We start from the raw sequence: 13,589 nt of genomic DNA, 5'->3' as shown, positions 1-13,589 counted from the left end.
AATCGGGCTTTACCTGATGCTCCAGGAGGATGAGCGGATCATGCGTATCGGCGTGCTCACCGGCGGCGGCGACTGCCCAGGTCTCAACGCGGTCATCCGGGCGGTGGTCCGCAAGGGCGTCGCCACCTACGGTCACGAGTTCGTGGGCTTCCGGGACGGCTGGAAGGGCCCGCTGGAGGGTCTCTCCCGGCCCCTGGACATCGCTGACGTCCGCGGCATCCTGCCCCGCGGCGGCACCATCCTCGGTTCGTCCCGGACCAACCCGTTCAAGATCGAGAACGGCGTGGAGCGGATCAAGGACAACCTCGCCTCCCAGGGCGTGGACGCGTTGATCGCGATCGGCGGCGAGGACACCCTCGGCGTGGCCACCAAGCTCTACGAGCTGGGCGTGCACGTGGTCGGCGTCCCGAAGACGATCGACAACGACCTCGGCGCCACCGACTACACGTTCGGCTTCGACACCGCGGTCAACATCGCGATGGAGGCCATCGACCGGCTGCACACCACCGCGGAGAGCCACCACCGCACCCTGGTCGTCGAGGTGATGGGCCGGCACGCCGGCTGGATCGCCCTGCACGCCGGCCTGGCCGGTGGCGCCAACGTGATCCTGCTGCCCGAGCGGCAGTTCGACGTCGACCAGGTGGCCGGCTACGTCGAGAAGCGCTTCCAGCACCAGTACGCCCCGATCGTGGTGGTCGCCGAGGGCGCCCAGCCGCTGGACGGCCAGATGGTGCTGGCCAACCAGGAGCTGGACTCGTTCGGCCACGTCCGCCTCGGCGGCATCGGCCAGTGGCTCGCCGAGCAGCTGGAGGCCAAGACCGGCAAGGAGGCCCGCACCGTGGTGCTGGGTCACATCCAGCGCGGCGGCACCCCGACCGCCTTCGACCGGGTGCTCGCCACCCGGTTGGGCCTGCAGGCGATCGACGCGGTGCACGAGGGCGACTGGGGCAAGATGGTCGCGATGCAGAGCACCGACATCGTCCGCGTGCCGCTGGCCGAGGCCACCCGCGAGCTCAAGACCGTGCCGCTGGAGCGGTACGCCGAGGCCGAGGTCTTCTTCGGCAGCTGATCGACGGTCGGCGGCGCGGTGGGCCTGCGGGTCCGCCGCGCCGCGACCCGACGCGAGGGGGTACGGCCGAAATGTCAGCCGGGGTGCACACCGTTGCGGTGATCGGCGCGGGCAAGATCGGTGAGCTGATGCTCTCCGGGTTGCTGCGCTCGGGATGGCCGGTCGATCGGTTGCTGGCCACCGCCCGGCGGCCGGCCCGCGCCGAGGAGCTGACCGCCCGCTACGGCGTCCGGGTGGTCGACAACCTGACGGCGGTGGACGAGGCGGCGGTGCTCGCCGTCTCGGTGAAGCCGCAGGACGCCGCCACCCTGCTGGACGAGATCGGCCCCAAGGTGCCCGCCGACAAGCTGGTCATCTCGCTCTGCGCCGGGCTGCCCACCAGCTTCTTCAACCGCCGTTTGCCCGAGGGCACCCCGGTGGTCCGGGTCATGACCAACACCCCGGCCCTGGTCGACGAGGCGATGACGGCGATCTCGGCGGGCGCGCACGCCACCGGCGCCCATCTGGCGCTGGCCGAGGAGATGTTCAAGCCCCTCGGCCAGACGATCCGGGTGCCCGAGTCGCAGCAGGACGCGGTCACCGCGCTCTCCGGCTCCGGCCCGGCCTACTTCTACCTGCTGGTCGAGGCCATGATCGACGCCGGGATCCTGCTCGGGCTGCCCCGGCAGGTGGCCCACGAGCTGATCGTGCAGACCGCGATCGGCTCCGCGGTGATGCTGCGCGACTCCGGCGAGCACCCGGTCAAGCTGCGCGAGGCCGTCACCTCGCCGGCCGGCACCACCATCTCCGCGATCCGCGAGCTGGAGAAGCACGGCGTCCGGGCGGCGCTGCTCGCCGCGCTGGAGGCTGCCCGGGACCGCGCCCGCGAGCTGGCCGCCCAGGCGGACTGAGGCCGCGGGTGGCGTGGGGCCTGGCTACTCCGGCGCGTGCCGCATACTGGCCCGGTGTTCACACTCGCCCAGGCCCGGCACCTGGTGGCCACCCTGCAGCCGCGCGTCGACGAGTTGATCCGGCTCCGGGCCGACCTGGCCGAGCTGCGCGTCGACCTGGCCGACCACGGCGTCAGCGCGCTGGGCGGGTTGGCCGAGGTGAAGGGGCTGGAGGCCCGGCTGCACGCCGTCATCGACGAGCTGCACCAGCACGACATCCAGGTCAAGGGCATCGCGCCGGTGCTGCTCGACTTCCCCGGCGAGCGGGCCGGCCGCGCCGTGCTCTGGTGCTGGCTGGAGGGCGACTCCGACGTGCGCTGGTACCACCGGGCCGAGTGCGGCTTCGCCGGCCGCCGCCCGATCTGACGTCGCTGCCACGGGCTCGCCGGACTGATCGCGCCCCCGACCGGACGGCTCAGCCGGCGGCGGAGTCCGGCAGCACCGGGCCGGCGGCCTCGGCCACCGCGAACACCACCACGTTGTCCCGGTAGTGCCCACGCCGCCGGTCGAAGTCGCCGCCGCAGGTGACCAGGCGTAACTCCGCGCCGGGCGTGGGCCCGTAGACCACGGCCGTGGGGAACCGGTCCTTGCGGGTACGCAGCGACCCGGTCACCCGGAACGACAGGCGCTGCCCGCCACGCCACACCTCCACCCGGTCGCCGGCACGCAGCTCGCCGAGCCGGGCGAAGACCGCCGGGCCGCGCCGCGAGTCCAGGTGCCCGGCGAGTACGGCGGGACCGGTGTCGCCGGGGGCCGGGCCGCCGCCGTACCAGCCGGCCGTGTCGAAGTCGCTCGGCGGAACCAGCGTGCCGGCGCGGTCCAGGCCCAGCACGGTGAGCGCCGAGTCGACGCCGATCCGCGGTACGCGTACCCGGGTGGGTGGGCCATGTGGCGCGGGCGCGGCGGCGGCGGACGGGCAGTCGTCGGCGCAGCCGGGGTGCCAGCTCGCCGCCGGCGGCGGCGCCGGGCCGGTGGTGGCCAGCCCGACCCCGGTGCCGGCGGCCAGGCAGACCGCCGCGCCGGCCGCGACCAGCGCGGCCAGCGGCACCCGGCGGTCGCGGTGCCGCCGGATCGCGGGGCCGGACCCGGTGCTCACCAGGTGGTGCGCCGCCACCGGCGCCACAGCAGCAGGCTCACCGCGACGGCCGCCGCGGCCAGCCCGCCGGCCACCAGGGGGTACCCGCCGCGCCCGGTCCCGGCGGTGCCGCCGGCGCCGGTGTCCACCCCACCGGCGGGTACCACGGTGCCACCCTCGGCGTCGCGGCGAAGCTCGGCGGTGAGACCGCCCTGCTCCGCGTCGAGCACCAGCAGGGAGTAGACGGCGCCGCCGGTGAGCCGCACCTCGGTGTCGGTGCTCGGCCCGCCGGCCCCGGTCAGCCGCAGCCGCCAGCTACCCGGCTCCACCAGCTGGTAGTCCGTGGTGGTGGCGAACTGCACGCCGTTGGCGATCATCGGGCCGTCGGCGGCGGCCACGTCCAGCACCGGCGTCCGCACCGACGCCTGCACGACGCGTACCTTGGCGCGGCCCCCGGTGGGTGCGCTCAGGTCGTCGTTGAGCACCCGCAACCCCAGGTCGGCGTGCCGGCCGACGCCGGCCACCGTGTATGCCTCGCCACTGGTCACCGCGACCTCGGTGGTGAGGACCGGGGGACCGCTGGCGGGGGCGCCGGCCTCGCGCATCGCGACCGCGTAGCGGCCGGGCTTCAGCTTCAGGTAGTCGGAGACGACGCCGTAGCCGACCCCGGGGAAGACCTGCGGCTTCGCGGCGTCGGGGGCGGCCAGGTAGACGTCCACCGCCGGGGTGTCGGGGGAGAGATGGGCGAGCCGGACGTATCCGACGGTGTCCGCGGCGCTGGCCGGCGTCGGCGTGCCGGCGGCGGCGAGGGTGGTGCCGAGCAGGAGTGCGCCGGCGCCGGCCAGCAGCCGGCGGGGCACGGTAGGGAGCATGCGCATGTCGCCTCCGAGAGCACGGTCGGTGAGCGGGCGGCAACCCACCGAACAGAGTCCCGTGTACGGGACCACGGCGCAAGTTGTCAGCGGCATGTCGCTGGATTTTTGTTAGGTATCGATGATCGTCCGGGCCGGTCAGCCCTTCACGGCGACGAACCCGAGCAGGTCCGGCACACCGCCCGGCCCCGCCTCGGCGACCCGGACCAGCCGGAGACCGGCGGCCACGGTCGCGTTGAGCAGGTCGGCGAGCGGCACGTGCCAGGCGCCGACCCGGACCCGGACACCGCTGGTGTTCCAGCTCTCGAAACTGCGGGACCGGTCGCCGTACCGCTCGTCGACGACGACGCTTCGCCGCTGGCTCCAGTCCGCGAACGCGCCCACGAAGCACGGGTGCACGCCCACGTGGACGAAGCGTCCGCCGGGGCGCAGCACGCGGGCGACCTCGCGCAGCGCGGCGGGGTAGTCGGGCATGTCGGTGCTGGAGAGCACGCACATCGCGGCGGGCAGCGACGCGTCGGCGATGGCCAGCGCCGTCGCGTCGACCCGGGCCACCGGCAACCGCGCGGAGGCGTACCGCAGTTGCCCGCCGGACAGGTCCATCCCCAGCGGCGTCCAACCCAGACTCGACGCTACGGCCGCGTGCGCGCCGGTGCCGCAGCAGATGTCCAGGCAGGTGCCCTCGCCCGGGCCGAGTAGGTCCGCGAGGGTGCCGTGCACCCGCCGGAGATAGTCACCCCCGGCGGAGATGTAGTTCTCGTACCAGTCCGCGTGGGCGTCGTACGCCGGTGTGCTCGTCGCTCCCATCCGCCGATGCTAGGGAGGGGTGGCCCACGTTCGGGGCCCGTTCTCCCACGGGCAGACGTCGTGCCGGCACCCGCGTTTGCGCTCGTCGACCCGGGGTTACTGAAGCGGAGTGGAGACGGGGGTCGATGCGGTGGAGGTCCGGTTCCGGCGGTCCAGCCGGCGTCTACTCGGCCGCATCGCCTGCGTCGGGCTGGTGATCATGTCGGCGTTCGCGTTGGTCGGCGTCATCGCGTTCGACAATTCCTGGTACGACTTCTTCCCGCACGGGCCGATGCTGCTGCTGGGGGCGGTCGGCTTTACCGCGCAACTGCGCCGTCAGGGCGGGCTGCCGCTGCGGTTGACCCGCGACTTCCTCGAGCTGACTCTGCCCGGCGGCGCGCCGGTACGCATCGACTGGCCCGACGTCGCCCTGGCCGAGGTTCGGGGGCGACTCGGCCCGATCCTGGTCGTCGATGTTGCCGACCCGGAGCGGACCCGACCGGTCCTGAGCCGTTGGGAGTGGGGTCGGCTGGGGATGTGGGACATGACCCGGGTCCGACGGCCACACGAGATCCACGTGTCGCTGATCGCCGTCACGCCGGACGTTCGCCGGCTGCGCGCGGAGTTGGCGCACCGGTTGGGGCGCTCGGCCGGTGACGTGCCTGCCGACTCGGACGGCTGACCGGCGCACGGTCGCGGGCGCAGCCGGTCAGCGGGTGGCGGCGGCCAGAAGGGTGCGCAGCTTCTCGGCGTCGCCCTGCGCCGGGTGCTCCCAGTCGGTCGGATCGGCGGAGTAGAGCGTGCCGTAGGCCGGGGTGTCCGGCTGGTAGCGCCACCCCTCGGCCAGCGGGCCGACGTCCACCGCGTCGTAGCCGATCCGGTCCAGGAAGGCCGTCACCTCGGCCTTCGCGTCGGCGTCGTCGCCGGCGATCGCGAGGGCGCTGCGGTCGGCCGCGCCCGCCGGGCGGGCCAGCGAGTCCAGGTGCTTGAAGAAGATGTTGTTGAAGACCTTGACCACCCGGGCGTCCGGCAGGTGCCGCTGGAGCAGCTCGCTGCTGGTGACCTCGCCGGAGTCCAGCTCCGGGAAGTTGCCGTCGCGCTGGGGGTAGTAGTTGTTGGTGTCCATGACGACCTTGCCGGCCAGCGGCTCCACCGGCACCGCCCGGTAGGCCTTCAGCGGAACGCTGACCACCACCAGGTCGCCGACCCGCGCCGCGTCCTGCGCCGTGCCGGCGCTGGCGTGCTCGCCCAGCTCGTCGACCAGGTCGGTGAGCGTCTCCGGCCCCCGCGAGTTGCTCAGCACCACGTCGTAGCCGGCGGCCACCGCCAGGCGGGCCACGGTGCCGCCGATTTTGCCACTGCCGATCAGTCCCACAGTTGTCATGTTGGTTCCCAACTCCGTCCACCCGCGACAGATTCCCGACCGCTGTGGTGGGTTATTCCGGTTGTCGAGGCGCCGACGGGTGCGCAGAATGCCGTCCGTGCAGTGTCTGACCGAGGATCTCGCGACCTTCGCCGCCCGAGCGGACGCCTGGTTGCGCCGCGAGCCCGTCCTGCACAACGTACTGCTCACACTGGTCGCCGACCGGCTCTCCGGTGACGTGCCACTCTCCGGCGACGAGCGTTTCGTCCGGGTGGTCGACGGCGGCGCGACGGTGGGTGCGGCCGTGCACACGCCGCCGCGCGGGCCGCTGCTCGGCGCGTTGTCGTCGGCGGCCGCGCGGGCGCTCGCCGAGCACGTCGTCCGGGCGGCGCCGCCGCTGGCCGAGGTGCACGGCCCGGTCCCGGCCGTGGCGGAGTTCGCCGAGCGGTACGCCGACCGCACCGACCGCGTCGCCGTACCCGGCGTCGCGCAGCGGATCTTCCGACTGGACGAGGTCCGGCCGCCGGTGGGTGTGGCCGGACGCGCCCGCCCGGCCACCGCCGCGGACCGGGACCTGCTGGTCGCCTGGGCCGCCGCGTACGCCGCGGAGACGATGCCCGCCGCCCCGCCGGTCGACGCGGCCGGGCAGATCGACGCCCGGCTGCCGCACGGCGACCGGCTCTGGCTGTGGGAGCGGGCCGGGACGCCGGTCTCGACAGCCTGGTTGAGCCGGCCGGTCGCCGGCGTGGTCCGGGTCAGCGGCGTGTACACGCCGCCGCAGTGGCGGGGGCACGGCCATGCCAGCGCCTGTGTCGCGCAGGCCAGCCGGTACGCGCTGACCGTCGGCGCGACAGCCTGCGCGCTCTACACCGACCTGGCCAACCCGACGAGCAACAGGATCTACCAGACCGTCGGCTACCGCCCGCTCGCCGACGCGGCGCAGTGGCGCTTCGTGGCACGCTGACGCCGGGCCCGTCGCCCCCGGCTCAGGCCGTGGCGGGGAGCACCTTCTCGATCGCGGCGCGCAGCTCGTCGGCGCCGGGCTCGACGGTGGGGGCGAAGCGGGCGGCGACCGTACCGTCCGGGGCCACCAGGAACTTCTCGAAGTTCCACCGGACGTCCCCGGTGTGCCCGTCGGCGTCCGGGGTGTCCACCAGCGCGGCGTAGAGCGGGTGCCGGTCGGGCCCGTTGACGTCGACCTTCTCGGTCAGCGGGAAGGTGACCCCGTAGTTGACCTGGCAGAAGTCGCTGATCTCGGCGGCGGTGCCCGGCTCCTGCCCGGCGAACTGGTTGCAGGGCACGCCGAGCACCACCAGACCCCGGTCGGCGTAGGAGTCCGCGAGGGTCTGGAGGCCGGCGTACTGGGGGGTGAGGCCGCACCGGGAGGCCACGTTGACGACCAGCAGGGCCTGGCCGCGGTAGCGGGCGAGGTCGGCGGGGCCGCCGTTCAGGGCGTCGATCGGGATGTCGAAGACGGTCATGGCCCGAGGTTACGCGCCGGACGGCGGGCGGTGGTGACGGGCCGAGCGGGCGCACTCCACGCACCAGCAGAAATCGAAACATGCACATCTTGACGAAGTGATGACGCCGTGAGTACCGTCTCACCATCTCTTTTGGAAAGTTTCCTAACAGTTCGGGAGACGCCTCATGAAAAGATCGCTCCGCCGGGCCCTCTGGGCCGGTGCCGTGGTCGCCCTGACCGTCGCGGCGGTGCCGATGACCACCGCGTTTGGCGCCGGCACGGTCACCACCACGTTCACCAAGGCACAGGACTGGGGGACCGGTCACGAGACGAGGGTGACCGTCACCAACGGGTCGAGTGCCACGGTCAGCACCTGGCGCATCGAGTTCGACCTGCCGTCGGGCACCACCATCAGCAGCTCCTGGGACGCCGACGTGACCAGCAGCGGCAACCACTACGTCGCGGTCAAGAAGAGCTGGGGTGGCCCGCTCGCCCCCGGCGCCTCGTTCAGCTGGGGCTACAACGGCACCGGCGCCTACAAGGCGCCACTGAACTGCACCGTCAACGGCGCGTCATGCGGAGGCGGCACCCCTCCGCCGACCACGCCGCCGCCGACCACGACCCCGCCCACCCCACCGCCCACCACGCCACCGCCGACCACCCCGCCGCCGAACACGGGTGACAAGAAGGTCGTCGGATACTTCGCCGAGTGGGGCGTCTACGGGCGCAACTACCACGTCAAGAACATCCAGACCAGCGGCTCGGCCGCCAAGCTGACCCACATCCTGTACGCCTTCGGCAACACCACCGGCGGCCGCTGCGCCATCGGGGACAGCTACGCCGACTACGAGAAGGCGTACACCGCGGCGGACAGCGTCGACGGCGTCGCCGACACCTGGGACCAGCCGCTGCGTGGCAGCTTCAACCAGCTGCGCAAGCTCAAGCGGATGAACCCGCATCTCAAGGTCATCTGGTCCTTCGGTGGCTGGACCTGGTCCGGTGGCTTCACCCAGGCCGCGCAGAACCCGGCCGCCTTCGCCGAGAGCTGCTACAACCTGGTCGAGGACCCGCGCTGGGCGGACGTCTTCGACGGCATCGACGTCGACTGGGAATACCCGAACGCCTGTGGTCTGACCTGCGACACCAGCGGCCCGAACGCGTTCAAGAACGTGATCAGCGCGCTGCGGTCGAGGTTCGGCTCCAACGCCCTGGTCACCGCCGCGATCACCGCGGACGGCAGCAACGGCGGCAAGATCGACGCCACCGACTACGCCGGCGCGATCGGCAACCTCAACTGGCTGATGCCGATGACCTACGACTACTTCGGCGCCTTCAACGCGCAGGGCCCGACCGCCCCGCACTCGCCGCTCACGTCGTACACCGGCATTCCCCAGCAGGGCTTCAACTCGGACGCGGCGATCCAGAAGCTCAAGAGCAAGGGCATCCCGGCGAACAAGCTGCTGCTCGGCATCGGCTTCTACGGTCGGGGCTGGACCGGCGTCACCCAGGCCGCCCCGGGCGGCAGCGCCACCGGTGCGGCGCCCGGCACGTACGAGGCGGGCATCGAGGACTACAAGGTCCTCAAGAACACCTGCCCGGCCACCGGCACGGTCGCCGGCACCGCGTACGCCAAGTGCGGCAGCAACTGGTGGAGCTACGACACCCCGTCCACCATCAACGGCAAGATGACGTACGCGAAGAACCAGGGCCTCGGTGGCGCGTTCTTCTGGGAGCTCTCCGGCGACACCGGCAACGGTGAGCTCATCGGCGCCATCAAGGGCGGTCTCGGCTGAGCCGAGGGCCGACGCACCACCCACACGGCGGGGAGGGGCCCGCACCGTCCCTCCCCGCCCGTGACCTACCGGCCCGGTCGACGCCCAGCGTCGGCCGGGCCGGCGGCGTTGGGCGGGGCCCGCCCGGTGTGGCAGACTCGCGGCTCGGCAGTTTCGGTGTCCCCGTCGACGGAGGTGGTCATGCGCCCGATGCACCGCAGGCTGGCGGCGACCGCCGCCGGGCTGGTGCTGCTGCCGCTCGCCCTGGTCGGCTGCGGGCTCACCGGCGGCGACGAGGAGCCGGCCGCCAAGCCCGAGCGGGCGCCCGCCGAGGAGGCCGCCACCCGGTCCCGCGAGCGCGTGCAGGCGTACCTCGACGCGATGACCGCCAAGGACGTCGCCGCCGGTCGCAGCCAGCTCTGCGCGCTGCTGCAGGACGGTTTCGACGTCGCCGCCACCGGCCCCAACGGCGACTTCGCCGATCATTTCGAGGTGCCGCAGGCGGCGATCACCGACGTCCGGTCCGGCCCGCGCGGCCAGGAGGTCAGCGTCTCGGTCTCGATCACCACCGGCAAGCGCAAGATCACCCGGCCGCTGGTGTTCACCGTCACCCGCGACGGCGGCGACTGGTGCATCGCCGGGGAGGCGCCGGGCGGTGCCACGCCCACCGGCCCGTCGCCGGACGGCGTCGTCCCGTCGCCCGCGTCCTGACCTGCGCCCGGTGGGACGGGTCTCCCATCTGCCGGAACCGTCCCCCTCGCCGCCCAGGCAGCCCGGTGGTCGCCGTACGCTTTCTGTCATGCGCCATGAGTGGCATCAGTTGAGCCATCCCGCGGTGGGCAGCCCGGGCCTGCAGACCAGCCGACCGACCGTCGACTCCGCCGAGGACGCCGCCCTCGGCCTCGACCGTTGGCGGGACCTGCCCCGCGAGCAGGTTCCGCCGTGGTCCGACCCGGCCACGGTCGCCGAGGTGTGCAAGGTGCTCGACACCGTGCCGTCGGTCGTCGCCCCCTACGAGGTGGACCAGCTGCGGCAGAAGCTCGCCCTGGTCTGCGAGGGCAAGGCGTTCCTGCTCCAGGGCGGTGACTGCGCCGAGACCTTCGCCGACAACACCGAGAGCCACCTGCTGGCCAACGCCCGCACCCTGCTCCAGATGGCGATCGTGCTCACCTACGGCGCGTCCCTGCCGGTGGTCAAGGTCGCCCGGGTCGCCGGGCAGTACACCAAGCCCCGCTCACTGCCCACCGACGCACGCGGTCTGCCCGCCTACCGCGGCGACATGATCAACTCGCTGGAGGCCGATCCGGCCGCCCGGGTCGCCGACCCGCAGCGCATGATCCGGGCGTACGCCAACTCGGCGGCGGCGATGAACATGCTCCGGGCGTACCTCGCCGGTGGGCTCGCCGACCTGCACGCGGTGCACGACTGGAACAAGGGCTTCGTGAAGAACTCCCCGGCCGGGGAGCGCTACGAGGCGATCGCCCGGGAGATCGACCGGGCGCTGGCGTTCATCCGGGCCTGCGGGATGACCGACGACGAGGCGCTGCGGACCGTCACCCTCTACTGCTCCCACGAGGCCCTCGCCCTGGAGTACGACCGGGCGCTCACCCGGGTCTCCGACCGCCGGGCGTACGGGCTCTCCGGGCACTTCCTCTGGATCGGCGAGCGCACCCGGCAGATCGACGGCGCGCACATCGACTTCATCTCCCGGATCGCCAACCCGATCGGCGTCAAGCTCGGCCCGTCCACCACTCCGGACGAGGCGATCGAGCTGTGCGAGAAGCTCAACCCGGACAATGTGCCCGGCCGGCTCACCCTGATCAGCCGGATGGGCAACCACCGGGTCCGCGACGCCCTGCCGCCGATCGTGGCCAAGGTCACCGCGGCGGGCGCCAAGGTGGTCTGGCAGTGCGACCCGATGCACGGCAACACGCACGAGTCGTCCAACGGCTACAAGACCCGGCACTTCGACCGCATCGTCGACGAGGTGCTCGGCTACTTCGAGGTGCACCGCGGGCTGGACACCCACCCCGGTGGCCTGCACGTCGAGCTGACCGGCGAGGACGTCACCGAGTGCCTCGGTGGCGCCCAGGGCATCGAGGACCTCGACCTGCCCGACCGGTACGAAACGGCCTGCGACCCGCGACTGAACACCCAGCAGTCGTTGGAGCTGGCCTTCCTGGTAGCGGAGATGCTGCGTGGCTGACGCGAGGAGTGAGCTTGCGAGCCCCGCAGTCGGCAGCGAAAGGATGACAGTGGCTGACGCATTCGTGGACCTGCGGTCCGACACGGTGACCCGGCCGACCCCCGGCATGCGGGAGGCGATGGCCACCGCCGAGGTCGGTGACGACGTCTACGGTGAGGACCCGACCGTCAACGCGCTGGAGGCCGAGGTCGCCGCGCTGTTCGGGCACGAGGCGGCGCTGTTCGCCCCGAGCGGGTCGATGGCCAACCAGATCGCCCTGCAACTGCTGGTGTCGCCGGGCAACGAGCTGCTCTGCGACGCCGACGCGCACGTCGTCACGTACGAGATCGGCGCCGCGGCGGCGTACGGCGGGATCTCCTCGCGGACCTGGCCGGCGGTCGGCGCGGACATCGACCCGGAGACGGTCGCCGGGATGATCCGGCCGGACGGCTACTTCGCCGTTCCGACCCGGGCGATCGCGGTCGAGCAGACCCACAACCGGGGCGGCGGGGGAGTGATCCCGCTGGCCACCCTGCGGGAGCTGCGCCGGGTCGCCGACGACGCGGAGGTCGCGCTGCACTGCGACGGCGCCCGGATCTGGCACGCGCACGTCGCCGACGGGGTGCCGCTGGTCGAGTACGGCCAGCTCTTCGACACGCTCTCGGTCTGCCTCTCCAAGGGCCTCGGCGCGCCGGTCGGCTCGCTGGTGGTGGGCAGCGCGGAAAAGATCGAACGGGCCCGGCTGATCCGCAAGCGGATGGGTGGCGGCATGCGTCAGGCCGGCATCCTCGCGGCCGCCGGCCGGTACGCCCTGGCGCACCACGTCGACCGGCTGGCCGAGGACCACGCCCGGGCGGCCCGGCTCGCCGAGGCGGTCGCGCCGTTCGGTGTGCTCGCCGCCGCGGTCCGCACCAACCTGGTCCCGCTGGACCTGACCAAGCACGCGCTGGACGCGCGTGCCCTCGCCGCCGCCGCGCGGGAGGAGGGCGTGCTGATCTCGGTGCTCGGTCCGCGTACCGCCCGCCTGGTCACCCACCTGGACCTCGACGACGCCGGCGTCGCCCGCGCCGCCGCCGTCCTGACCCGCCTCCTGGCCGCCTGACCCCACCCCGGCCTTCGCTGCGGTTGATCAAGAGATCTGCGTCAGATTCCGGGCTGCGGATGACGGAAATCTCTTGATCAACCGCCGTGTCCGGGTGCGGGGTGGGCTCAGGGGTGGAGGCGGGTGAGGGTGGCGATGTCGGCGGCGTGGCCCAGCTGCTTCTCGCTGGGCGTCTCCACGACGATCGGGACGCCGGCGGTGGCCGGGTGGGCCATCAGCTCGGCGAAGGCGGGCTCACCGATGGTGCCCTTGCCGATGTTCTCGTGCCGGTCCCGGGTGGAGCCGCACAGGTCCTTCGAGTCGTTGGCGTGCACCAGCCGCAGCCGGTCGGCACCCACCGTGGCCACCAGCGTGTCCAGGGTCGCCGTCATGCCGCCCTCGGCCGCGAGGTCGTGCCCGGCCGCCCAGGCGTGGCAGGTGTCGAAGCAGACCCCGAGCATGGGATGGCGGTCCACCGCGTCCAGGTAGGGCCCGAGCTGCTCGACCCGCGAGGCGAGCGACCGGCCGCCGCCCGCGCTCGGCTCGACCAGCAGCATCGGGCCGCCGGCCTCGGCGGTCCAGTCGAGCAGCGGCAGCAGCTCCCGGCGGACCTGTCGCATCGCCTCCTCGGCGTACCCCTCGTCCACCGAACTGCCCGCGTGGAACACCACCGCCCGCGCGCCGATCGCCACGCCCCGACGCAGCGCGTGCGCCAGCGTCTGCGCCGACCGTTCGACCGTGGCCGGGGTGGGCGAGCCCAGGTTGACCAGCAGCGAGGCATGGATGAAGGCGGGGATGCCCCGCTCGGCGCAGCCGTCGCGGAACAGCACGTCCTGCGCCGGGTCACCAGGCGGCAGCGCCCAGCCCCGCGAGTTGGAGACGTAGACCTGCACCACCTCGGCGCCGGTCGCGTCGAGGTACGGCAGGGCGGCCCTGGCCAGCCCGCCGGAGGTGGGGGTGTGCGCGCCGACCGGTCGGGAGCGGATCACCGGCAT

At 73.0% G+C, this 13,589-nt stretch carries 15 protein-coding genes; 9 read left to right on the top strand and 6 right to left on the bottom strand.

All coding sequences use genetic code 11. From position 1 onward, the window contains the following. Positions 1-40: 40 nt before the first annotated feature. The 3 genes from AB0K07_RS16765 to AB0K07_RS16755 all read left to right on the top strand — a co-directional run bounded on the left by AB0K07_RS16765 (position 41) and on the right by AB0K07_RS16755 (position 2,364). Entirely contained in the window at positions 41-1,069 is a 1,029-nt protein-coding gene (locus tag AB0K07_RS16765) for a 6-phosphofructokinase (protein WP_363756620.1), read from the top strand. A gap of 71 nt (positions 1,070-1,140) precedes the next feature. Continuing rightward, positions 1,141-1,959, top strand: coding sequence for a pyrroline-5-carboxylate reductase (proC, locus tag AB0K07_RS16760; protein ID WP_363755943.1), 819 nt, complete (start codon positions 1,141-1,143; stop codon positions 1,957-1,959). A gap of 54 nt (positions 1,960-2,013) precedes the next feature. Next, positions 2,014-2,364, top strand: coding sequence for a DUF2203 domain-containing protein (locus AB0K07_RS16755; protein ID WP_363755941.1), 351 nt, complete (start codon positions 2,014-2,016; stop codon positions 2,362-2,364). A 49-nt stretch (positions 2,365-2,413) separates the two neighbouring features. Here AB0K07_RS16755 and AB0K07_RS16750 read toward each other — a convergent pair whose 3' ends face one another. The 3 genes from AB0K07_RS16750 to AB0K07_RS16740 all read right to left on the bottom strand — a co-directional run bounded on the left by AB0K07_RS16750 (position 2,414) and on the right by AB0K07_RS16740 (position 4,752). Further along, positions 2,414-3,121: a class F sortase gene (locus AB0K07_RS16750; RefSeq protein WP_363755939.1), complete on the bottom strand. Its 708-nt coding sequence runs from the start codon at positions 3,119-3,121 to the stop codon at positions 2,414-2,416. Further along, complete coding sequence (locus AB0K07_RS16745; protein WP_363755937.1) at positions 3,091-3,951, bottom strand: DUF4397 domain-containing protein; 861 nt, start codon at positions 3,949-3,951, stop codon at positions 3,091-3,093. Before AB0K07_RS16745 ends, AB0K07_RS16750 begins: the two co-directional genes overlap by 31 nt. Before the next feature lie 132 nt (positions 3,952-4,083). Then, positions 4,084-4,752: a methyltransferase domain-containing protein gene (locus AB0K07_RS16740; protein WP_363755935.1), complete on the bottom strand. Its 669-nt coding sequence runs from the start codon at positions 4,750-4,752 to the stop codon at positions 4,084-4,086. A 130-nt stretch (positions 4,753-4,882) separates the two neighbouring features. Here AB0K07_RS16740 and AB0K07_RS16735 point away from each other — a divergent pair, with 130 nt between their 5' ends. Then, positions 4,883-5,413 (top strand): hypothetical protein, encoded by a 531-nt coding sequence (locus AB0K07_RS16735; RefSeq protein WP_363755933.1) that lies wholly within the window; start codon positions 4,883-4,885, stop codon positions 5,411-5,413. A gap of 27 nt (positions 5,414-5,440) precedes the next feature. On the opposite strand, the gene AB0K07_RS16730 is transcribed toward AB0K07_RS16735, so the two are convergent. Next, entirely contained in the window at positions 5,441-6,115 is a 675-nt protein-coding gene (locus AB0K07_RS16730; RefSeq protein ID WP_363755931.1) for an NADPH-dependent F420 reductase, read from the bottom strand. Between the two features lie 97 nt (positions 6,116-6,212). Here AB0K07_RS16730 and AB0K07_RS16725 point away from each other — a divergent pair, with 97 nt between their 5' ends. Continuing rightward, on the top strand, positions 6,213-7,058 hold the full coding sequence (locus tag AB0K07_RS16725) for a GNAT family N-acetyltransferase (RefSeq protein ID WP_363755929.1): 846 nt from the start codon (positions 6,213-6,215) through the stop codon (positions 7,056-7,058). A 22-nt stretch (positions 7,059-7,080) separates the two neighbouring features. Here AB0K07_RS16725 and AB0K07_RS16720 read toward each other — a convergent pair whose 3' ends face one another. Then, positions 7,081-7,575 carry a glutathione peroxidase gene (locus tag AB0K07_RS16720; protein ID WP_363755927.1) on the bottom strand — a complete coding sequence of 165 codons (495 nt, stop codon included), beginning with the start codon at positions 7,573-7,575 and terminating at the stop codon, positions 7,081-7,083. A gap of 166 nt (positions 7,576-7,741) precedes the next feature. Between AB0K07_RS16720 and AB0K07_RS16715 the strand changes: the two genes are divergently transcribed. The 4 genes from AB0K07_RS16715 to AB0K07_RS16700 all read left to right on the top strand — a co-directional run bounded on the left by AB0K07_RS16715 (position 7,742) and on the right by AB0K07_RS16700 (position 12,615). Beyond that, positions 7,742-9,349 carry a glycosyl hydrolase family 18 protein gene (locus AB0K07_RS16715; RefSeq protein WP_363755925.1) on the top strand — a complete coding sequence of 536 codons (1,608 nt, stop codon included), beginning with the start codon at positions 7,742-7,744 and terminating at the stop codon, positions 9,347-9,349. Positions 9,350-9,529: 180 nt separating this feature from the next. Then, a complete protein-coding gene (locus AB0K07_RS16710; protein ID WP_363755923.1) occupies positions 9,530-10,039 on the top strand; it encodes a hypothetical protein in 510 nt (169 codons plus the stop codon). A gap of 88 nt (positions 10,040-10,127) precedes the next feature. Further along, positions 10,128-11,534, top strand: a complete 1,407-nt coding sequence (locus tag AB0K07_RS16705; RefSeq protein WP_363755921.1) for a class II 3-deoxy-7-phosphoheptulonate synthase — start codon at positions 10,128-10,130, stop codon at positions 11,532-11,534. Between the two features lie 49 nt (positions 11,535-11,583). Continuing rightward, a complete protein-coding gene (locus tag AB0K07_RS16700; RefSeq protein WP_363755919.1) occupies positions 11,584-12,615 on the top strand; it encodes a GntG family PLP-dependent aldolase in 1,032 nt (343 codons plus the stop codon). Between the two features lie 107 nt (positions 12,616-12,722). Here the strand turns inward: AB0K07_RS16700 and AB0K07_RS16695 are convergent, their stop codons facing one another. Next, positions 12,723-13,589: a deoxyribonuclease IV gene (locus AB0K07_RS16695; RefSeq protein WP_363755917.1), complete on the bottom strand. Its 867-nt coding sequence runs from the start codon at positions 13,587-13,589 to the stop codon at positions 12,723-12,725.

The sequence above is a fragment of the Micromonospora sp. NPDC049301 genome (assembly GCF_040678715.1).
Classification (GTDB): domain Bacteria; phylum Actinomycetota; class Actinomycetes; order Mycobacteriales; family Micromonosporaceae; genus Micromonospora.
The sequence above is the reverse complement of the archived record's forward strand: the minus strand, read 5'-3'. Positions and strand labels throughout refer to the sequence as shown.

Coding starts and splice junctions, on each gene's coding strand:
- AB0K07_RS16765 (WP_363756620.1), top strand. CDS start 41: ATGCGTATCGGCGTGCTCACCGGCGGCGGCGACTGCCCAGGTCTCAAC.
- proC (WP_363755943.1), top strand. CDS start 1,141: ATGTCAGCCGGGGTGCACACCGTTGCGGTGATCGGCGCGGGCAAGATC.
- AB0K07_RS16745 (WP_363755937.1), bottom strand. CDS start 3,951: ATGCGCATGCTCCCTACCGTGCCCCGCCGGCTGCTGGCCGGCGCCGGC.
- AB0K07_RS16740 (WP_363755935.1), bottom strand. CDS start 4,752: ATGGGAGCGACGAGCACACCGGCGTACGACGCCCACGCGGACTGGTAC.
- AB0K07_RS16730 (WP_363755931.1), bottom strand. CDS start 6,115: ATGACAACTGTGGGACTGATCGGCAGTGGCAAAATCGGCGGCACCGTG.
- AB0K07_RS16720 (WP_363755927.1), bottom strand. CDS start 7,575: ATGACCGTCTTCGACATCCCGATCGACGCCCTGAACGGCGGCCCCGCC.
- AB0K07_RS16715 (WP_363755925.1), top strand. CDS start 7,742: ATGAAAAGATCGCTCCGCCGGGCCCTCTGGGCCGGTGCCGTGGTCGCC.
- AB0K07_RS16710 (WP_363755923.1), top strand. CDS start 9,530: ATGCGCCCGATGCACCGCAGGCTGGCGGCGACCGCCGCCGGGCTGGTG.
- AB0K07_RS16705 (WP_363755921.1), top strand. CDS start 10,128: ATGCGCCATGAGTGGCATCAGTTGAGCCATCCCGCGGTGGGCAGCCCG.
- AB0K07_RS16695 (WP_363755917.1), bottom strand. CDS start 13,589: ATGCCGGTGATCCGCTCCCGACCGGTCGGCGCGCACACCCCCACCTCC.